At 51.7% G+C, this 20,013-nt stretch carries 17 protein-coding genes; 15 read left to right on the forward strand and 2 right to left on the reverse strand.

The features are described 5' to 3' along the window. Positions 1-46 precede the first annotated feature (46 nt). Positions 47-1,786, reverse strand: a complete 1,740-nt coding sequence (locus ACTQZS_RS02000) for an Rqc2 family fibronectin-binding protein (protein ID WP_441474339.1) — start codon at positions 1,784-1,786, stop codon at positions 47-49. A gap of 452 nt (positions 1,787-2,238) precedes the next feature. On the opposite strand from ACTQZS_RS02000, the gene ACTQZS_RS02005 reads away from it, so the two are divergent. The 12 genes from ACTQZS_RS02005 to ACTQZS_RS02060 all read left to right on the forward strand — a co-directional run bounded on the left by ACTQZS_RS02005 (position 2,239) and on the right by ACTQZS_RS02060 (position 14,237). Then, positions 2,239-3,138, forward strand: a complete 900-nt coding sequence (locus ACTQZS_RS02005) for a TIGR01212 family radical SAM protein (protein WP_441474340.1) — start codon at positions 2,239-2,241, stop codon at positions 3,136-3,138. A gap of 190 nt (positions 3,139-3,328) precedes the next feature. After that, complete coding sequence (locus ACTQZS_RS02010; RefSeq protein WP_441474341.1) at positions 3,329-4,216, forward strand: YicC/YloC family endoribonuclease; 888 nt, start codon at positions 3,329-3,331, stop codon at positions 4,214-4,216. 103 nt (positions 4,217-4,319) lie between these two features. Next, entirely contained in the window at positions 4,320-4,607 is a 288-nt protein-coding gene (locus ACTQZS_RS02015; RefSeq protein WP_441474342.1) for a DUF370 domain-containing protein, read from the forward strand. After that, positions 4,604-5,236: a guanylate kinase gene (gene gmk, locus ACTQZS_RS02020; RefSeq protein ID WP_441474343.1), complete on the forward strand. Its 633-nt coding sequence runs from the start codon at positions 4,604-4,606 to the stop codon at positions 5,234-5,236. Before ACTQZS_RS02015 ends, gmk begins: the two co-directional genes overlap by 4 nt. Next, complete coding sequence (rpoZ, locus tag ACTQZS_RS02025) at positions 5,233-5,502, forward strand: DNA-directed RNA polymerase subunit omega (RefSeq protein ID WP_441100066.1); 270 nt, start codon at positions 5,233-5,235, stop codon at positions 5,500-5,502. Before gmk ends, rpoZ begins: the two co-directional genes overlap by 4 nt. A 4-nt stretch (positions 5,503-5,506) precedes the next feature. Continuing rightward, positions 5,507-6,868, forward strand: a complete 1,362-nt coding sequence (gene rimO, locus ACTQZS_RS02030; RefSeq protein ID WP_441474344.1) for a 30S ribosomal protein S12 methylthiotransferase RimO — start codon at positions 5,507-5,509, stop codon at positions 6,866-6,868. A 14-nt stretch (positions 6,869-6,882) separates the two neighbouring features. Next, on the forward strand, positions 6,883-7,413 hold the full coding sequence (pgsA, locus tag ACTQZS_RS02035; protein WP_441474345.1) for a CDP-diacylglycerol--glycerol-3-phosphate 3-phosphatidyltransferase: 531 nt from the start codon (positions 6,883-6,885) through the stop codon (positions 7,411-7,413). 120 nt (positions 7,414-7,533) lie between these two features. After that, positions 7,534-8,193 carry a CinA family protein gene (locus ACTQZS_RS02040; RefSeq protein ID WP_441474346.1) on the forward strand — a complete coding sequence of 220 codons (660 nt, stop codon included), beginning with the start codon at positions 7,534-7,536 and terminating at the stop codon, positions 8,191-8,193. 202 nt (positions 8,194-8,395) lie between these two features. Next, positions 8,396-9,829: an amidophosphoribosyltransferase gene (purF, locus tag ACTQZS_RS02045; RefSeq protein WP_441474347.1), complete on the forward strand. Its 1,434-nt coding sequence runs from the start codon at positions 8,396-8,398 to the stop codon at positions 9,827-9,829. A 142-nt stretch (positions 9,830-9,971) separates the two neighbouring features. After that, the gene (locus ACTQZS_RS02050) at positions 9,972-11,588 is read left to right on the forward strand and encodes a CTP synthase (protein WP_441474348.1); all 1,617 of its coding nucleotides are present in this window, start codon (positions 9,972-9,974) and stop codon (positions 11,586-11,588) included. Between the two features lie 3 nt (positions 11,589-11,591). After that, entirely contained in the window at positions 11,592-12,806 is a 1,215-nt protein-coding gene (locus tag ACTQZS_RS02055) for an LL-diaminopimelate aminotransferase (protein ID WP_441474349.1), read from the forward strand. A gap of 219 nt (positions 12,807-13,025) precedes the next feature. Next, on the forward strand, positions 13,026-14,237 hold the full coding sequence (locus tag ACTQZS_RS02060; protein ID WP_441474350.1) for an NADP-dependent isocitrate dehydrogenase: 1,212 nt from the start codon (positions 13,026-13,028) through the stop codon (positions 14,235-14,237). Positions 14,238-14,347: 110 nt separating this feature from the next. Here the strand turns inward: ACTQZS_RS02060 and ACTQZS_RS02065 are convergent, their stop codons facing one another. Beyond that, positions 14,348-16,384: an ABC-F family ATP-binding cassette domain-containing protein gene (locus tag ACTQZS_RS02065; RefSeq protein WP_441474351.1), complete on the reverse strand. Its 2,037-nt coding sequence runs from the start codon at positions 16,382-16,384 to the stop codon at positions 14,348-14,350. A gap of 185 nt (positions 16,385-16,569) precedes the next feature. Here ACTQZS_RS02065 and ACTQZS_RS02070 point away from each other — a divergent pair, with 185 nt between their 5' ends. The 3 genes from ACTQZS_RS02070 to ACTQZS_RS02080 all read left to right on the forward strand — a co-directional run bounded on the left by ACTQZS_RS02070 (position 16,570) and on the right by ACTQZS_RS02080 (position 19,962). Continuing rightward, complete coding sequence (locus ACTQZS_RS02070; protein WP_441474352.1) at positions 16,570-17,211, forward strand: redox-sensing transcriptional repressor Rex; 642 nt, start codon at positions 16,570-16,572, stop codon at positions 17,209-17,211. Positions 17,212-17,376: 165 nt separating this feature from the next. Then, entirely contained in the window at positions 17,377-18,897 is a 1,521-nt protein-coding gene (locus tag ACTQZS_RS02075; protein WP_441474353.1) for an NAD(P)H-hydrate dehydratase, read from the forward strand. Positions 18,898-19,218: 321 nt separating this feature from the next. Next, the gene (locus ACTQZS_RS02080) at positions 19,219-19,962 is read left to right on the forward strand and encodes a YebC/PmpR family DNA-binding transcriptional regulator (protein WP_441474354.1); all 744 of its coding nucleotides are present in this window, start codon (positions 19,219-19,221) and stop codon (positions 19,960-19,962) included. The last annotated feature ends 51 nt before the right edge of the window (positions 19,963-20,013 follow it).

Here is a 20,013-nt window from a genome sequence, read left to right on the forward strand (position 1 = left end):
TCCCTGCTAACCGTTATCTGAAAACCAGTGCCACAAAAACGAATCTCTATACCTCCCTCAGATCGGAAATATCCGGTTCGGCCATAAGCGAATAGTTTGTATGGTACAGGACAAATCCCGGTCTTGCGCCGTTCGGCTTGTGAAGATTCTTCCGAAGCGTGTAATCGATTTCTACCTTTGGCGCGTTTTTCGCCTTGGAGTAATAGGCGGCAAGTCTGCCTGCCTCTTCGAAGGTGCGGTCCGGGAGCTCTTTTCCATTTGTTTTGACAATCACATGGGAGCCCGGAATGTCGTTCGCGTGGAACCACCAGTCGCTGCCGGAGGCGATTTTGAAGGTAACCATTTCGTTCTGGAAGTTATTTTTTCCAACGTACATGTCAAAGCCGTCAGACGAAAGGTAGTGCAGAGGCTGTGCGGCCTCCTGCTTTTTCTTTCTTCCCGAAGGTCCGTGATGGCGGAGATAGCCGTAGTCTTCCAGTTCCTGCCGGATTTCCTGCAGATCCTTTTCGTCGCGGGCGATCTCCAGAGATGTCGCAATGCTCTCGAGATGCTCCACATCCGCTTCTGTGCCTTTGATCCGCTGCTCCAGCGCTTCTGCGGTGCGCTTGAGCTTGTTGTAACGGTCAAAATATTTCTTTGCGTTCTGTGCTGCAGTCATCGTCGGATCCAGCGGAACCGTGGTGGGTTCGTTGTTATAATAATTGACTGCTTTCAGTTCCTTCGCTCCCGGTGTCAGGCTGTATCCATAAGTATTCAGCAGTTCTCCGTATATGCGGTATTTCTCCCGCTTTTCGGTATCATGCATCTGTTTTTCCTGAAGCTGCAGGGTTCGCCCGCTGCGCTCCAGACTTGTCTGAACAACCTTCCGCAGATCAATGGAACGCTGCCGGATCCTGGTCCTGAGTTCCTTCTCCGCGTAATATTGTTCCAGCAGTGATGAAATTGTATCGAAGCCTTCCTTCCTGAGATTTCCGTACTGCGTCAGCGGAACAGAAGCATACTCGAAGGGATCTTTTCCTTTATAATAGATTGCCGGCTCAAATTTTTCGTTCTTTACATCGTCCATCATTCGTGAGAAGGTATGATACAGATGTACCCGTTCCGCATCCTGAAGTCCCGAGGCGGAAGCGTCGCTGTCAATGCCGGCCCGGTAACAGATTTCCTCAGCCATGACGGGGGAGATGCCGCGCAGACCGCCGTAGACTGCCTTCATGACAGGCGCATCCTTTGAAAAAACGACTCTGCTGAAATCCTCTTCGCTGATGTCGAGCGGATCCTTTTTGTTCTGTGTCTCCGGAATGAAGTAATCCCTTCCGGGCAGAACCTCGCGGACGGAACTGACATTGAAGGATACCCTCTTTATGGAATCCACAATCTTGTTCTGATCGCTGATCAGGATGATGTTGCTGTGCTTTCCCATGAGCTCGATGACCAGACGCCAGCTCCGGAGATCTCCGAGTTCATCTCTGTGCCGGACATTCAGGGAAAGCACACGCTCCAGTCCGGGCTGGGTGACCGATTCAAGAAGCCCGCCGGCCAGATGCTTCCTCAGCAGCATACAGTAATTCGGCGCGTTCATCGGCGCCTGCTTCCCGGAAGACGTGATATAGACCAGCGGAAGAGAAGCACTTGCCGACAGAAGAAGCCGGTAAGTCTTCGCGTTATTTTTTATCGTGAAGATCAGTTCATCCGGCTCGGGCTGGATGATTTTCGATATATGTCCTCCCGCAAGCGTATGCTCCAGCTCGGAGCGGATATTTGATATTGTGATACCGTCTAAAGCCATATTGATTCCTCAAATTCCTGTCCGCGATGCGCTGGCTTTACCCCTGATGGCACCGCAGGATACTAAAATTATTCAGATATTGCCGCGTTCCCGCTTGCGAAGCATGAAGCAATCCGCAGCTTATACAATTTGCCGCGCCACGCCTGCAAGGTATGAAGCAATCCGCAGCTTATTCCGTTTGCCGCGGCTTGCTTGTGGAGCGTAAGCGTTTACAGGATATTATACACAACAAACGAAAGAAATCCAACTGCCTCGCCAGGGATAATATGTCAGAATTTGCACATTCACAAAGAATATCTTCAGGTGATGCTGGATCCACGCAGACAGCCCTTCTTATCGGCTCGCACGCATACGCAAAGAGTATCGCAGTTGATTGTGGATTGCAGTGCTGTCGCTGGTGCTTATCGGCTCGCACGCTTATGCAAAGAATATCGCTGGGGTGTGATGAAAAGATGAAAATACGAAGAATTTCTGAAGAATTAAAGAAGACCTATGGTCAGAAAATCTACAAACTGTCCCTTTCGGCGGGATGCACCTGTCCGAACAGGGACGGAACTCTTGGATTCGGGGGCTGTACGTTCTGTTCGGAAGGCGGTTCCGGCGATTTTGCCGCGGATCCCGCTCCAGTGAGAGAGCAGATTGCGGCGGCCAGGAAGAGAATTGATCCGAAGCTCCCGAAGACTCTGGCAATGGAAGACCGCAGGTTTATCGCCTACTTCCAGTCCTTTACCAATACGTACGGAGATACCCGAAGACTTGAACGTATCTTTTCCGAGGCGGAGGAGCAGCCGGAAATTGCAGGTCTGTCAATCGGCACAAGACCGGACTGCCTCGGGGACGACAAAATATCCATGCTGAAGAGACTCAACGAACGGAAACCGGTCTGGGTTGAGCTCGGTCTTCAGACCATACATGAAGAAACCGCGAAACGTATTCACCGTGGGTACAGTCTCCCGGTGTTCGAGGATGCCTACCGCCGCCTGAAGGATGCGGGACTTACCGTAATCGTTCATGTCATACTGGGGCTTCCCGGAGAGACGGAGGAGATGATGCTGCAGACCGTCCGGTATCTTGCATCACTCTGTCCGCTTCCGGACGGAGTGAAGCTGCAGCTTCTTCATATTCTGAAGGGCACCCGTCTGGCGGAGGAATATCGGATCCATCCTTTTCCGCTCCCGGATATGGAGGAGTACTGCAGGCTTGTCGTAAAATGTCTGAAGATCCTTCCGCCGGAGGTTGTCATCCACCGGTTAACCGGGGACGGACCAAAAAAGCTGCTTCTGGCTCCACTGTGGAGCGCCGACAAGAAGCGGGTTCTGAATATGATGAACCGTCTCATTGAAGAGGCCTGACAATACACCTGTCTATTTTCGGTAATCCGAATACAATTTGACACAACAGCGGGAATTGACTTATACTTAACATATATTTGTGTGTTCAGATACGGACGCAGCCGCACGGACAGATATATGCGACAGCAGCCGGAACGCCGCATCCGTTTTTTGTATGTGCAAGGAAGATTACCCGAAAGGTAAAGAGAATATGTCCGAAAAAATTTACAGCATGACCGGCTTTGGCCGGGCGGAAGCCCAGAATGACCGATGGAAAATCAGTGTCGAGCTGAAATCGGTCAATCATCGCTTTCTCGAACTCAATGTCAAAGCCCCGAAAAAGTTCAGCGCATTTGAATCGAAGATCCGCACACTGATCAAGGAATACGCGCAGAGGGGCAAGATCGATATTTTTATCACCTATGAGGATTTCACAGAGGGCAACGCAACTCTGAAGTACCACCCGGAGCTTGCAAAGCAGTATATGAACTTTGCGGAGGAGATCGAGAGAGACTTCTCGATTCCGAATGATCTCACGGTCTCAAAGATGATGAATCTTCCCGATGTTCTGACAATGGAAGAGCAGGAGATGGACGAGGATGAACTCTGGAAGGATCTGGAGAACGTCATCCGGGAGGCAGCGGAGAACTTCCGGCATTCCCGCAATCTGGAGGGGGAGAATCTCCGCAGAGATCTTCTGTCCAAGCTCGATGAGCTGGAAGCGGATGTGGACAAGGTCATTGAACGGGAACCCATGATTATCGCGGAATACCGCAATCGTCTGGAAGAGAAAACCAAAGATCTGCTTGAGGATTCCCAGATCGATGAAAGCCGCATCGCGGCAGAAGTGGTTCTGTTTGCGGATAAGATCTGCACCGATGAGGAAACAGTCCGTTTGAAGAGTCACATCCAGAATATGCGGGACACGCTTATCCTCGGAACCGGAATCGGGAGAAAGCTCGATTTTCTGGCACAGGAGATGAACCGGGAGGCGAATACCATCCTATCGAAGGCAAACGATCTGGAAACCTCGAATACTGGTGTGGATCTGAAGACCGGTATCGAAAAGATCCGCGAACAGGTGCAGAACGTGGAGTGATCTCCCGGAACATGGCGCGGATGCTTATATCTTTCTGTTGTTTTTTTTGTACTGCAAGGATATAATGCAAGAAGCCTGAAAATGCAGGGCACGGAGGTGTTTAATGGCACGTTTGATCAATATCGGCTTTGGAAACGCGGTGAATACCGACAAGGTTCTTGCCGTCGCGAGTCCGGTGGCAGCGCCGATCAAGCGCATGGTGTCACACGCCCGGGATAACGGGCTTCTGATTGACGCGAGTCAGGGACGCAAAACCAAGGCGGTTCTGGTTCTGGAGGACGGCAGGATTCTTCTGTCCGCTCTGCAGCCCGAAACGATAACGCGCCGTTTCAACGCCGGCAGTGATTTTTCCAATGATATATCTGATGAAAGGACCGATGATCTGGCATGAGCAAGGGAATACTGGTGATTCTTTCCGGTTTTTCCGGATCCGGGAAGGGAACTCTGATGAAGAGGCTCCTGGAGAAATATGATAATTACGCGCTTTCTGTGTCGGCGACAACCAGAAGCCCGAGACCGGGCGAGAGGGACGGCGTTGACTACTTCTACAAGACCGAGGAAGAATTTTCACGGATGATCAGAAATGATGAATTTCTGGAGTATGCGCGCTATGTAAACCATTCCTATGGAACACCGGCGGCATATGTGGATGAGCAGCTGAACCTTGGAAAGGATGTCATCCTGGAGATCGAGATTCAGGGTGCTCTGAAGGTTAAGAAAAAACGGCCTGATACCGTGCTGATTTTCGTAACGCCTCCGAGCGCCGAAGAGCTGGAGAGACGGCTCACCGACAGAGGGACGGAAACGCAGGAAGTAATTCAGCAGCGGATGGCCCGGGCGGTCGAGGAAGCTGAGAGCATGGAACATTATGATTATATTCTGGTGAATGATACCGTTGAAAAATGTGTTGATCAGCTGCATCTGCTGATTCAGTCGCAGCATCTGCAGACCAATCATCAGAGAGATTTTATCCGCGAGATCCGCGGAGAGCTGAAAGAGAGAGAGGAGCACAGAAAATGATACATCCTTCCTATGTGGAAATGATTGAGAAGATTAACAAGGGTCAGGATCAGGAGGAAGCGCCGCTTGTCACAAGCCGTTATTCCATCGTCCTTGCAACCTCCAAGCGCGCGCGTCAGCTGATTGACGGTGCAGAGCCGAAGGTTGCGGCTGTTGACCGGAACGGAAAAGAGAGAAAGCCGCTCTCCATAGCTGTGGATGAGCTCTATGAGGGAAAGGTTAATATTCTCCCGCATGAAGAGGAAGATGATGACGCAGCCGAATAATTCAATGAAGATTTTATTTATCTCTCTTGGCTGCGACAAGAATCTTGTGGATTCCGAGCGTATGCTCGGCAAGCTTGCCGGTCATGGCTACGAGATGACGGACGACGAGACCGAGGCGGATATTATCATTATCAATACCTGCTGCTTTATCGATTCCGCAAAGGAAGAGAGCATTCAGACGATCCTGGATATGGCCAGGTATAAGACCGAGGGTCGCTGCACCGCGCTGATTGTCACCGGATGCATGGCGGAGCGCTACCGTCAGGAGGTTCTGGACGAGATCCCCGAGGTTGACGCGATCATCGGAACGAACAGCTACAACAAGATCGAGGATGCGATTCTTCAGGTCGGAAACGGGATACGGCCGTCGATCCTGGAGCCCCTGAACGGGATTCCGGAAGACGCGGATAAACGGATCATGACAACCGGAGGCTTCTATGAATACCTGAAAATCGCCGAGGGCTGTGACAAGCACTGCACCTACTGCGCGATCCCGGGAATGCGGGGTCCCTACCGGAGTGTTCCCATGGAGGATCTGATCCGGGAGGCGCGTCAGCTCGCGGAGGACGGAGTGAGGGAACTGATTCTCGTGGCGCAGGAGACGACCCGGTACGGAATCGATCTGTATGGAAAGAAGTCTCTTCACATCCTGCTAGAGAAGCTTTCTGAAATTGACGGAATCCGCTGGATCCGGATTCTGTACTGCTATCCGGAAGAGATCTACCCGGAGATGATACAGGCGATGAAGACCCTTCCTAAGGTCTGTCATTATCTCGATCTTCCGATTCAGCATTCCAATGACGAGATTCTGAAGCGGATGGGGCGCAGGACAAGCCATGATGATCTGGTGCGGATCATTGAAAATCTCCGCCGCGAGATTCCGGACATTGCGCTCAGGACCACTCTGATCACCGGTTTTCCCGGAGAGACCGAGGAACAGCATGAGGAGGTCTGTGACTTTATCCGCGAGATGAAATTTGACCGTCTCGGCGTCTTCACGTACTCACAAGAGGAAGGAACACCTGCCGCATCGTTTGACGGTCAGATCGATGAAGAAATCAGGAAGGACAGACAGGACCGTCTCCTTACCCTGCAGCAGGAAGTATCAAAGCAGCGGAATGAAAATATGATCGGCCGCACGCTGGATGTCTTCATCGAGGGCTACATGAGCGATGAAAACGCCTATGTCGGACGCACCTACGCGGATACGCCGAACATTGACGGATTGATCTTCATTCAGACTCCGGAAACGCTGAATACCGGTGATTTTGTGAAAGCGACCGTGACCGGCGCTCTCGAATATGATCTGATTGGTGAACTGATCGACGAGGATACCATGGATCTTCTGAGCAAATCAGAGGGATGAGGGAGGAAAACAATATGAATTTACCCAACAAGCTGACCTGTCTTCGAATGGTCATGATTCCTTTCTTCGTGATCTTTATGTATCTTCCTCAGAACTGGGCCAGATATATCGCTTTGATTATCTTCATCGCGGCCAGTCTGACAGATACTGCCGACGGCTACATTGCCAGAAAATATAACCTGATCACGGATTTTGGAAAGTTCATGGATCCTCTGGCGGACAAGCTTCTGGTCTGCACGGCTCTTATTCTGTTTGCCGGATCCGGTGAGATTCCTGCATTTGTCGTGGTCATCATCATCGCAAGGGAGTTTATCATCAGCGGTTTCCGTCTGATTGCCGCGGACAACGGCATTGTCATAGCCGCCAGCTACTGGGGCAAGGCGAAGACAATCTCGCAGATGGTTATGATTATCGTGCTTCTGCTGAATGTTCCTTCCTGGAGACCGTTTGAGATCGTATTGATTGTCATCGCGACTGTTCTCACTGTGATTTCGCTTCTGGATTATCTGATCAAGAACAAGGCGGTACTCGGCAATCAGAAATAATTCTGTGTCATTAATAAGAGCTGTGTCATTAATAAGAGATCATTCTGTGTCGTTTATGAGAGATTATTCTGTCTCTTAGAAAGAAGAGCGGACTGTAGAGGAGGCCTGAGAAATCCCGGTATGAATCATCTTGATGATGCTGTTACGAAAAAAAAATCCTCTAGGGGTATGGATAATGTTTCGACGGATAATACAGATAGTATTTCCGCGGATAATACGGATAATCTTTCCATGGACAATACAGACACTGTTTTCACGGATAATACAGATAGTATTTCCACAGATAATATGGAGGATACCGGATATTCTTCCGCTGCGGAGAGACTGGTGGCAGTTCTCCGGGAGCGCAGGCTTCTGATCACAACGGTGGAGTCCTGTACCGGAGGAGGCATTGCTTCCGGAATCATCGATGTGCCCGGCGCATCGGATGTACTGAAGGAGGCTTTTATCACGTACTGCGACGAGGCGAAGCACAAGCTCGTGGGAGTGAAAAAGAAGACCCTGCGCAAATACACGGCGGTTTCCCCGCAGGTGTGCCGCCAGATGGCAAAGGGCGGTGCCAGAACGGCCAAAGCGGATCTCTGCCTTTCCGCTACCGGTGTGGCCGGTCCGGGCGGAACAGAGGAATTTCCGGCAGGTCTTGTCTATCTCGGCTGCTGTTTTGACGGCAGATGCGAGGTCAGAAAATACAATTTCACAGGATCCAGAAACGAGGTACGCAGACAGGCGGTGAGAGAATCCCTGAATCTCGCGCTTTCCTGTCTGGGAGTCGCTCCATAAGTTCTGACTCACTGTCTGTGGGGGATCTTTCCTTCCCCGGCGGAGGGTGAGTTTTTCGTTTGTAAAATATGCTTTTCTTTCGGTTAATCCATTTTTGCATTTTAGCGAACTTGTGCGATTACTCCGCAGAGAATATGTAGTATAATAGAGTGGTTTTATTTTTGCTATTCATTTTTCACACAGCAGAAACTGGAGGAAGCTGATGACAAATTATGAATCCGGCTTAAAAGAGGAGTGCGGTGTGTTCGGAATCTATGATCCGGACGGCGGAGATGTCAGCAGGACCATCTATTTTGGTCTGGAAGCTCTGCAGCACCGCGGACAGGAATCCTGCGGCATTGCGGTGTCCAATACCAACGGGCCGAAAGGACGCGTGAATTCCTACCGCGGACTGGGGCTTCTGAACGAGGTATTTAAGGGAGATGAGCTTCAGAATCTGAAGGGAAACATCGGTGTCGGCCATGTCCGTTATTCCACTTCCGGCGCGCTCAACGTGAACAACGCACAGCCGCTTGTCCTGAATTACATCAAGGGTTCTCTTGCTCTGGCACACAACGGAAACCTTGTAAATGCCTATGAGCTTCGGGAAAAAATGGAGAACACCGGCGCGATTTTTCACACAACCATTGATTCCGAGGTCATTGCCTACTGCATCGCCAGGGAACGCGTCAAAACGCCGAGCATTGAAATCGCGGTCAAAAAAGCGGTGACACAGCTCAGAGGAGCTTACGCGCTTGTCATGATGAGTCCGCGCAAGCTGATCGGTGTCCGGGATCCGTGGGGACTGCGTCCGCTGTGTATCGGAAAGAGAGACAGGGCTTACATTCTTGCCTCCGAGAGCTGCGCTCTTCATTCCATTGACGCGGAATTTATCCGCGACGTGAAGCCGGGCGAGATCGTCACCATCGATAAGAACGGAGAGATTCATTCAGAGTTCATGGATTGTGTCATTCCGAGAGAGAAGCAGGCGCGCTGTATCTTCGAGTATATCTATTTTGCCCGTCTCGATTCAAAGATTGACGGCATCGCCGTCTATGACGCGAGAATCCGCGGGGGCGCATCTCTCGCAAAGACCTACCCCGTAGAGGCAGATATCGTTGTCGGCGTACCTGATTCCGGACTTGCAGCCGCGCAGGGCTACGCGATGGAATCCGGCATTCCATTCGGCATCGCTTTTCACAAGAACAGCTATGTCGGCCGGACGTTTATAAAGCCCAGTCAGGATGAGCGTGAATCCAGTGTTAAGATCAAGCTGAGCGTCATAAAGTCCGTTGTCAAGGGGAAAAGAGTCGTGCTCGTAGATGACTCGATTGTCCGCGGCACCACAATCACCAATCTGATTCACACCATGAAGAAATGCGGAGCGACGGAGGTTCATGTGCGGATCAGTTCACCGCCATTTCTTCATCCCTGCTATTTCGGTGTTGACGTGCCGTCCAACAAGCAGCTGATTGCTTCGCAGAATTCCACAGAGGAAATCCGCCGGCGCATCGGAGCTGATTCGCTGGGATATATGCAGATCAGCGAGCTTCAGGACATGGTGGGCGACCTTCCGATCTGTAAGGCATGTTTTGACAGCAACTATCCCATGGAGGTTCCTGACCATGAGATCCGCGATGCCTTTGAAGGCAGCTGAGCATAGGCGAGGTGTCTGATACCGTCCAATCGATCAATAAACAGCCCTGCTGCAGGCGGCGCCATAAATATTACTGGCTTCGCGGGAAAGGGCGCAACCATATACACGCTGCGGCACGCATGCCCGGCAGGAGGAGGAGTGAATGTCTGTTAAATATGTATTTGTAACCGGCGGCGTTGTATCCGGCCTTGGAAAGGGAATTACGGCTGCTTCACTGGGAAGGCTTCTGAAGGCCAGAGGCTACAGTGTCACCATGCAGAAGTTTGATCCCTACATCAATGTGGATCCGGGAACCATGAACCCGATCCAGCACGGTGAGGTTTTCGTCACCGACGACGGAACAGAAACCGATCTTGATCTGGGGCATTATGAGCGCTTTATCGACGAGAACCTTGATCACAATTCCAACGTGACCACCGGTAAGGTATATTCCACCGTTCTGCAGAAGGAACGCCACGGCGATTACGGCGGCGGTACGGTTCAGGTTATTCCCCATATCACCAATGAGATCAAAAGCCGGTTCTACCGCGCGAAGACAGAGGATGAAGAGAAGATCGCCATCATCGAGGTCGGCGGCACGGTCGGCGATATCGAGAGCCAGCCGTTCCTTGAGGCGATCCGTCAGTTCCAGCATGATATCGGCCATGAAAACGCCATCATGATCCATGTCACCCTGATTCCTTATCTGAAGGCTTCCGGAGAGCTGAAGACCAAGCCGACGCAGACTTCTGTAAAGGCTCTGCAGAGCATTGGAATCATGCCGGATATTCTGGTATGCCGTTCCGAGTACCCGCTCAGTCAGGGTCTCAAGGACAAGATTGCCCTGTTCTGTAACGTTCCGAGCAGCCATGTTCTTCAGAATCTGGACGTGGAATATCTCTATGAGGCACCGCTTGCCATGGAGAAGGAGAATCTGGCCGACGTTGTGCTTGAATGTCTGCATCTCTCAGACCCGGAGCCGGATCTCTCCGACTGGACCGATATGGTAGAGTCCCTCCGGAATCTGAAGCACCACGTCACCATAGCCCTAGTCGGGAAGTACATTGCCCTTCATGACGCTTATCTGAGCGTTGTCGAGGCGTTAAAGCACGGCGGAATCAAGAACAGCGCGGAGGTAGATCTGACCTGGGTCGACTCCGAGAAGCTGAACCGGGACAATGTGGCTGAGGTTCTTGGTGATGTAGACGGCGTCATTGTTCCCGGCGGTTTCGGCGGCAGAGGCGTTGACGGAATGATTGCTGCCGCAGAGTATGCACGGACACACAAGATTCCCTACCTCGGTCTCTGTCTCGGAATGCAGGTTGCGATTATCGAATACGCAAGGAATATGTGCGGATATCACGACGCCCACAGCATTGAGCTTGATCCTGACACCATGCATCCGGTGATCGCCCTTATGCCCGATCAGAATGATGTCACGGATCTTGGCGGCACCTTAAGACTCGGTTCCTACCCCTGTGAGCTGAAGGAAGGCACCATTGCGAGAGAGCTGTATGGATCCAGCCTGATTCACGAGCGTCACAGACACAGATATGAGGTCAATAACGACTACCGCAAGCCGCTCACGGACGCCGGCATGGTGCTCTCCGGTATTTCACCGGACGGCCACATTGTGGAAATGATCGAGCTTAAGAAAGAGAATCATCCGTTCTATATCGGAACCCAGGCACATCCTGAGTTCAAGAGCCGTCCGAACCGCCCGCATCCGCTGTTCCGCGGATTTGTAGCCGCCGCATTAAAATACAGAGAGGAGAAATAACCGATGTTTAAAGCAAATCAGAATTACCTCCGACTTCAGGGAAGCTATCTTTTTTCCACCATCGCGAAGAAGGTCGCGGCTTATACCGAGGCCAACCCGGACGCGAATATCATCCGTCTCGGGATCGGCGATGTCACACAGCCTCTTGCTCCGGTCATTATCGACGAGCTTCACAAGGCTGTAGATGAAATGGGCAAAAAGGAGACCTTCCACGGTTACGCTCCGGATCTCGGATATGCTTTCCTCCGGGACGCGATTGCTGATGAGTACAAGGGAAGAGGATGCGAGATCAGCGCGGATGAAATCTTTGTGTCGGACGGAGCCAAGAGCGATTCCGGAAACATTCAGGAGATTTTCAGTGAGGACGCGAAGGTTGCCGTCTGCGATCCGGTTTACCCGGTATATGTGGATTCCAACGTCATGGCAGGCCGCTCCGGCGAGTGGATTCCTTCCGAGCAGAGATACTCCAATTTCATCTATATGCCCTGTACCGAAGCCAACAATTTCACACCGGAATTTCCGAAGGAAAATCCGGATATCATCTACCTCTGCTATCCGAACAACCCGACCGGAATGACCATCAGCAAGGATCAGCTTCAGGAGTGGGTGGATTACGCAAACCGGATCGGAGCCGTCATCCTCTACGATGCCGCCTATGAGGCATACATTACAGAGAAGGATGTTCCCCATTCGATCTATGAGTGTGAGGGAGCGAGGACCTGTGCCATCGAAATCCGCAGTTTCTCCAAAAATGCCGGTTTCACCGGCGTACGTCTCGGCTTCACCGTTGTTCCGAAGGATCTCCGTGACGCGGACGGCGTTTCTCTCCACGATCTCTGGGCAAGACGCCACGGCACCAAGTACAACGGCGCTCCCTACATCATTCAGAAGGCCGGCGCAGTCGTCTTCACACCGGAAGGGCAGAAGGAAATCCGCGCACAGGTGAGCTATTATCAGAAAAACGCCCGTGTCATCTATGACGGACTGAAGGATGCCGGATACACTGTATACGGCGGAGTGAACGCTCCGTACATCTGGCTCAAGACCCCGGACAACATGACCTCCTGGGATTTCTTCGATCATCTTCTCGAAGATGTTCATGTCGTCGGAACACCAGGTTCCGGATTCGGTCCGAGCGGCGAACACTTCTTCCGTCTGACGGCATTCGGCACCTATGAGAAGACCGTGGAGGCGATTGATCGTATCAAGTCCATGTAATAACGAAGGATCCGTCAGGAATCTTCATGGACGATGATTCCAGCACAGACACAGGCAAGAGGGATGCGAAACCGGATTCAGCGCACGCATCTATCCGGATACCGCATGAACTGAACGCACAGAATACGCATCCCGCGACATGCCGTGTAAACGGAACGCGCAGGATGCACCCCGCAGAATATCGCGAAAGAATCCGAAATAGAAGGCAGGTACAAAATAATGGGAAAAATTCAGATGAAGACGCCTCTCGTTGAAATGGACGGAGATGAGATGACCCGGATCCTGTGGCAGATGATCAAAGATGATCTGCTCACTCCGTATATCGATCTCAAGACCGAGTACTATGACCTCGGGCTGAAGCACCGCGATGAGACGAACGACCAGGTCACCAGAGATTCCGCTGAGGCGACAAAAAAATACGGCGTCGCCGTAAAATGCGCGACCATCACGCCGAATGCCGCGCGCGTGAAGGAATACAATCTCAAGGAGATGTGGAAGAGCCCGAACGGAACCATCCGTGCCATGCTGGACGGCACCGTGTTCCGCACACCGATTATCGTAAAGGGAATTGAACCGGTAGTCCGCTGCTGGAAAAAGCCGATCACCATCGCCCGTCACGCTTACGGAGATGTCTACCGCAACGTAGAGATCCGTGTTCCGAAGGCAGGTAAGGTTGAACTGGTGTATACCTCCGACGACGGTGAAATCACGAAGACAGAGCTGGTTCACAAGTTTGACGGACCGGGTGTCGTACAGGGCACACATAACCTGGATGATTCCATCACCAGCTTTGCCAGAAGCTGCTTTGATTTTGCCCTCTCCAGAAAGGAAGATCTCTGGTTTGCCACAAAGGACACGATTTCCAAGACCTATGATCACCGCTTCAAGGATATCTTCCAGGAGATCTATGACAACGACTACAAGGAAAAATTTGAGGCCTGCGGCATCACCTACTTCTATACACTGATCGATGACGCGGTTGCCCGAATCATGAAATCGGAGGGCGGATTCATCTGGGCCTGCAAAAACTACGACGGAGATGTCATGAGTGATATGCTGTCCTCCGCCTTCGGTTCCCTCGCGATGATGACCTCTGTTCTGGTATCCCCGCACGGATATTTTGAGTACGAGGCTGCTCACGGAACCGTTCAGAGACATTATTACAAGCATCTGCGCGGCGAGGAGACTTCGACGAACTCCGTAGCCACTATCTTCGCATGGAGCGGCGCTCTTCGCAAACGGGGAGAGCTGGACAAGCTCCCGGAGCTTGTTGATTTTGCGGATAAGCTTGAGAAGGCCACCATCACCACCATTGAGTCCGGAAAAATGACCGGAGATCTCGCGAGAATCACAACACTTCCGAATGTGAAGACGCTGAATTCCGAGGATTTCATCCTCGCCATCCGCGACACACTGGACTCCATGCTGTAAATACTTACACGGAAAATACAGGAACAGCCGCTGTGCAGAGCTCTGCACAGCGGCTGTTCCTGTATTTTACAATCATATTTTCATTCCGGCCATTATAGGATTCATTCCGGTCATTCTTCGTCGGAAGCTGTCTCCCAGTCTTCATAGAGTTCCTGAAGCCTGTCGTTGTTCGCGTTCTGTTCCTTCGCGAGCTCCTGGCATTTCTGCAGGTCCGTTCCGGTCTCCGGTTTCAGAAATTCTTCGTCGATTTCCTTGTTCCTCGCCTCCAGTTTCTCGATTTCCTCTTCAATTTTACGGATCCGGTTTTCCTTTTTCCGAAGTCTCGCCTGTTCTTCCTTCTGTGCTTTCCAGTCCAGTTTTCCGGAGCCGGAGGAATCCGTGGCTGCCGCAGGATTTCCATCTGCGGCGGTCTGTCCGGCCGGCGCTGATCCGCAGACTCCTGATTCGGAGCCGGAAGAGGAGAGAGACGCTGTCCCTGCCGCGCCGGAATTCTTTCCTCCCGCGCCGTCAGACGCGGGAGAGGAAGCATAGGCACGCGTCAGCTCTTCTTTTTTCTCCATGTAATAATCGTAGTTGCCGATATAGTTGACCAGAGTATGATTGGTCAGCTCCAGAATGCGGGTCGCCGTCTGATTGATGAAATAACGGTCGTGGCTCACATAGAGCACCGTTCCGGTATACTCATTCAGGGCATCTTCCAGTATCTCCTTGGAGATGATGTCCAGGTGGTTCGTCGGCTCGTCCAGAATCAGAAAATTTGCCTCCGAGAGCATCAGTCTTGCCAGGGATACACGCCCGCGCTCGCCGCCGCTGATCGAAGAGATCTTTTTGTACACATCATCGCCGGTAAACAGGAAGGCAGCGAGGACATTGCGGATCTCTGTTTCGGTCAGAGAGGGGTAGTCGTCTGCGATCTGCTGAAAAATCGTCTTCTCCGGGTCAAGCAGCTGCTGCTCCTGATCGTAATACCCGATATGGACCTTGGAACCGAGTGCGATTTTTCCCTCATCCGGTGTCAGAAGGCCGTTGATCATCTTCAGAATCGTGGACTTTCCGGTTCCGTTGTCACCGATGATTGCGACCCGTTCTCCACGCTTGATCTCAAAGGACTGATTCCGGAAGAGAAGGAGCCCCGGAAAAGACTTGGACAGACCGGTCACAGTGAGCACATCCTTGCCGCTTTCCGTCCTCGGCTTCAGCTCAATGCGCATATCCGCGCTGACTTCCTGCGGTTTTTCCAGTACCTCCATTTTATCGAGCATTTTTTCTCTGGATTCCGCGCGCTTGATGGACTTCTCCCGGTTAAACTGTTTCAGCTTCGTGATGACCGCTTCCTGATGACGGATTTCAGCCTGCTGCTTCGCCCACGCGTTGTACTGTGCCTTGCGCACGATCGATTTCTTCCGGCTGTATTCGTTGTAGTTTCCCTCGAAGCTCATGGATCTTCCGTTTTCGATCTCGATAACCCGCGTGACGATGCGGTTCAGGAAATACCGGTCATGAGAGACGATGAGCACAGTTCCCGGATAATTGATAAGAAAATTCTCCAGCCACTCGATGGAGGAGAGATCCAGGTGGTTGGTCGGCTCATCGAGAAGCAGGATATCCGGCTTTGTCAGCAGGAGCTTTCCCAGAACGACCCGTGTCTTCTGACCGCCGGAGAGGGAGCCCAGACGGCGGTCAAAATCTTTTTCCTCAAATCCGAGTCCCTTCAGGACGCCTGTGATCTCGCTCTCCGCCGCATATCCGTTCTGAAGCTCAAACTCATGCATCAGCTCTGTATAGCGATTCATCAGCGAAACGGCCTCTTCGCCCGTGACCGTGTCCATCCGGCGCTCCATCTCCCGCAGGCGCTGCTCCATATCAAGGATGTCCTGCTTTGCCTTCCGGACCTCCTGGTAGATCGTCTCGTCTGATTCCATGTCCTGGTACTGTGCCAGATATCCCATGGTCTTGCCGTGCGTGACGGTGACTTCTCCGGTGTCCGGGCTGAGAGCCCCGGTAATGATCCGGAGCAGCGTCGATTTGCCCGCTCCGTTCACACCGATCAGAGCGGCCTTGTCCCTTTCTTCAATATGAAAGGAAATATCCTTCAGGATTTCCTCTGATCCAAATGTCTTGCTGATATTCTGACAGGAGAGAATCATATCTGTCCACCTCACACATTCGTAGCTTTTCCTGTTTGCGCCCCGCCGCCTCTCTGGCGGAGCATTTACCTTCCAATTATACCGAAAAAAACCGACAAAGCAAGGGCGGCAGGAAAAAGAGAAATACTTTGACAAAAATTAGACAATTACATATAATGGTAGTAGCTTCAAGGAGGTTTTCTTATATGAGTCAGAAAGAGATTTCGAAAGCCGTTATCAAGAGGCTGCCCCGTTATTACCGGTATCTCGGTGAACTGCAGGAGGCCGGCGTTGAGCGGATTTCTTCCGGTGAACTCAGTCAGCAGATGAAGGTGACCGCCTCTCAGATCCGGCAGGATCTGAATAATTTCGGCGGTTTCGGGCAGCAGGGCTACGGTTATAATGTGCAGTATCTTCGGGAGGAGATTGCCAAAATTCTCGGACTGGACCGCATACACAATATTATTATTATCGGTGTCGGGCATCTGGGACAGGCTCTCGCGAATTACACGAACTTTGAGAAGAACAGTTTCCGTATCATCGGGCTCTTCGACAATAATCCCGAATTGAAGGGCAAGGTCATCCGCGGTGTTCCAATCCGTATGACGGAAGAGATTCCGGCCTTTCTCCGGGAGAATGATGTCGAAATCGCGACGCTGACGCTTCCGAAGGAGTATGCCATTGAGGTGAGCAAGATGTTGATCGAGAACGGCATTCACGCCATCTGGAATTTTGCGCACACCGATCTGAACCTTGTGGTGCCGAAGAATGTGGCTGTTCAGAATGTTCATCTGTCCGAAAGTCTGATGCGGCTGTCCTACAACCTCAAGACACTCGAAGAGAAGTAGACACCTGCCGATACAAGACGATACAAGAGCCCCTCGCGTAGATGGGGGCTCTTTTTGGAACAGAAAAGAGAAACATTATCGGATCACATAAATTGGGGCAGAGAAGAGAACGGTTATTGGATCTCATGAATTGCGCTGTCCTTCAGCAGAAAGGGAGGATACAGAATGAAACTGATCTTGAGTGCAAGGCAGCATCAGGACGCAGACCGAAGCGCTGTCGCGGCGGGGATGCCTTCCATGGTCCTCATGGAGCGGGCGGCACTTGCCTGTGCATCAGAAATTGAAAAACGGCAGTATGATATGGATCGGGTCCTCGTCGTCTGCGGAACGGGAAACAACGGCGGAGACGGAGTCGCCGTTGCCCGCATTCTCTGCGAGGAAGGATACAGCTGCACGGTTTTTCTTGCCGGACCGGAGGAAAAATTCAGCGAACAGCTGAAACAGCAGCTTCACATCATCGAGGGTTTTCCGATTCCGGTCATCCGCGCACGCAGGACGCCTGGCGAGGAGCTGGCGGATTTCCATCCGGAGGATTATTCTCTTATCATAGACGCTCTCTTTGGAATCGGACTCAAGCGTGACATCACCGGAATCTATGCCGAACTCATTGACCGGATCAATCATTCCGAGCTTCCTGTCGCCGCTGTCGATATGCCGTCCGGTGTCAACACCGACTCCGGCATGATCATGGGGACGGCTGTCCGGGCGGATCTCACCGTCACCTTCACAACCGGAAAGGCCGGGCTCTACATCTATCCCGGAGCAGCCTGTGCCGGAAAGGTCAAGGTAAAGCAAATCGGCATTCCGCTTTCCAGAAAGATCACAAAAGCCTGCCAGCTGTATACCATCGAACACAGTGATCTTGATTATCTCCCGAAGCGTGATGAATCCGGAAACAAGGGAACCTTCCGGAAGATCCTCGTCATCGCCGGATCACGGAATATCTGCGGGGCGGCATATCTTTCCGCAAAGGCCGCACTTCTGACCGGTGTCGGAATGGTGAAAATCTTTACAGAAGAAAATAACCGCACTCCGATCTGCGCAATGTTCCCGGAAGCTCTCATTTCCACATACCGGGATGGTGCAAAAGACTTTCCACAGCTTGCAGCGGATATGAAATGGGCGGATACTGTACTGATCGGTCCCGGACTTGGAACCGGCGATACGGCGCTTTCTCTTATGCGGGAATTCCTTCGTCTGAATCAGGAAAGAAAAATACCTGCAGTTTTTGACGCTGACGCGCTGAATCTCATCGCGGCGCACAGCGACCTCCTTCGGGAAATCCGCTTTCCCTCCGTTTTCACACCACACGTTGGTGAAATGAGCCGTCTGACCGGCATCGCACCTTCGGATATCAAGTCATCTGCCGTCAGCATCGCAAGGCATGCTGCCGAGGAGGTCCGCAATACGGTGGTTCTGAAGGACGCCGCAACCATCACAGCGCTCCCGAATGGCAGCTGCTTCCTGAACCGGTCCGGCAACAGCGCACTTTCCACAGCCGGGAGCGGAGATGTCCTGACCGGAATCATTGCCGGTCTGACCGCGCAGCACGGAGATTATACCGGTGTCGCTGCCGCACTCGGAGTCTACATTCACGGAAAATGCGGAGAGCGGGCATCCGAGAAATATTCAGAGGCCTCCGCGACTGCCGGAAACATTCTCGAATTCATCCACGAATTTCTCTGATGAACCGGCGCCGCGCCTTTTCCGCTGTCACCTCAAAGGGAGACAGAGCTCTGAAATTTTCTGCTTCTTTGCTGCTTTGACTCTCTTTGTATCTGCTTTGAGCCGATTTGACTCTCTTTGCAGCCGCCTTGACTCTCTTTGCAGCCGGTTGACGATCCATCCATTCAGTGATATATTTTTAAAGTAATGTTAAAATTAGCGCGAGTTATGAAAACCGCCGGACTTTGTATACAGCTTGTGGTGTTGTATACAGTATGGCCGGTTACCGTATCCGGCGCTGAATTCATATACTATTTACAATTTAATGAGGAGTGAAATTTTATGTCAGGACATTCAAAGTTTGCGAACATCAAGCACAAGAAGGAGAAGAACGACGCGGCTAAGGGTAAGATTTTTACCATCATCGGCCGTGAAATCGTGATTGCCGTGAAAGAGGGCGGACCGGATCCGGACAACAACAGCAAGCTTCGTGATGTAATCGCAAAAGCCAAGGCCAACAACATGCCGAACGATACCATTAAGCGCGGTATTGAAAAGGCTGCAGGTGCCGCGAACGCGGACAACTATGAGCACATCACCTATGAAGGCTACGGTCCCGGCGGAGTTGCCGTAATTGTCCAGACACTTACAGACAATAAGAACCGCACGGCAGCAGATGTCAGAAGCGCATTTTCAAAGGGAAACGGAAATGTCGGAACACCCGGATGTGTTTCCTTTATGTTTGATGAGAAGGGACAGATCATTGTCAGCAAAGAGGATTATGATGGTTCCGCAGATGATCTTATGATGCTCGCTCTTGACTGCGGCGCGGAAGATTTCAATGAAGAGGAAGATTACTATGAGATCCTGACTGCTCCGAATGATTTCTCTGCGGTTCGGGAAGCTCTTGAGAAGAAGGGCATTATCATGTCTGAGGCGGATGTCGTCATGCTGCCGCAGACAAAGACCGCGCTGACGGATGAGAATGACCGCAAGATGCTTCAGAGGATTCTGGATCTTCTGGATGAAAGCGATGACGTTCAGAATGTGTACACTAACCTCGACGGAGAGCTCGACGAGGAGTAATTGAACTGATATGATCACAAACCGGTCCCGACCTGCAGATTTTTTCGGACC

The organism is Bilifractor sp. LCP19S3_H10 (assembly GCF_052119185.1).
Classification (GTDB): Bacteria; Bacillota; Clostridia; order Lachnospirales; family Lachnospiraceae; genus Bilifractor.

Coding starts and splice junctions, on each gene's coding strand:
- ACTQZS_RS02000 (WP_441474339.1), bottom strand. CDS start 1,786: ATGGCTTTAGACGGTATCACAATATCAAATATCCGCTCCGAGCTGGAG.
- ACTQZS_RS02005 (WP_441474340.1), top strand. CDS start 2,239: ATGAAAATACGAAGAATTTCTGAAGAATTAAAGAAGACCTATGGTCAG.
- ACTQZS_RS02010 (WP_441474341.1), top strand. CDS start 3,329: ATGTCCGAAAAAATTTACAGCATGACCGGCTTTGGCCGGGCGGAAGCC.
- ACTQZS_RS02015 (WP_441474342.1), top strand. CDS start 4,320: ATGGCACGTTTGATCAATATCGGCTTTGGAAACGCGGTGAATACCGAC.
- gmk (WP_441474343.1), top strand. CDS start 4,604: ATGAGCAAGGGAATACTGGTGATTCTTTCCGGTTTTTCCGGATCCGGG.
- rpoZ (WP_441100066.1), top strand. CDS start 5,233: ATGATACATCCTTCCTATGTGGAAATGATTGAGAAGATTAACAAGGGT.
- rimO (WP_441474344.1), top strand. CDS start 5,507: ATGAAGATTTTATTTATCTCTCTTGGCTGCGACAAGAATCTTGTGGAT.
- pgsA (WP_441474345.1), top strand. CDS start 6,883: ATGAATTTACCCAACAAGCTGACCTGTCTTCGAATGGTCATGATTCCT.
- ACTQZS_RS02040 (WP_441474346.1), top strand. CDS start 7,534: ATGAATCATCTTGATGATGCTGTTACGAAAAAAAAATCCTCTAGGGGT.
- purF (WP_441474347.1), top strand. CDS start 8,396: ATGACAAATTATGAATCCGGCTTAAAAGAGGAGTGCGGTGTGTTCGGA.
- ACTQZS_RS02050 (WP_441474348.1), top strand. CDS start 9,972: ATGTCTGTTAAATATGTATTTGTAACCGGCGGCGTTGTATCCGGCCTT.
- ACTQZS_RS02055 (WP_441474349.1), top strand. CDS start 11,592: ATGTTTAAAGCAAATCAGAATTACCTCCGACTTCAGGGAAGCTATCTT.
- ACTQZS_RS02060 (WP_441474350.1), top strand. CDS start 13,026: ATGGGAAAAATTCAGATGAAGACGCCTCTCGTTGAAATGGACGGAGAT.
- ACTQZS_RS02065 (WP_441474351.1), bottom strand. CDS start 16,384: ATGATTCTCTCCTGTCAGAATATCAGCAAGACATTTGGATCAGAGGAA.
- ACTQZS_RS02070 (WP_441474352.1), top strand. CDS start 16,570: ATGAGTCAGAAAGAGATTTCGAAAGCCGTTATCAAGAGGCTGCCCCGT.
- ACTQZS_RS02075 (WP_441474353.1), top strand. CDS start 17,377: ATGAAACTGATCTTGAGTGCAAGGCAGCATCAGGACGCAGACCGAAGC.
- ACTQZS_RS02080 (WP_441474354.1), top strand. CDS start 19,219: ATGTCAGGACATTCAAAGTTTGCGAACATCAAGCACAAGAAGGAGAAG.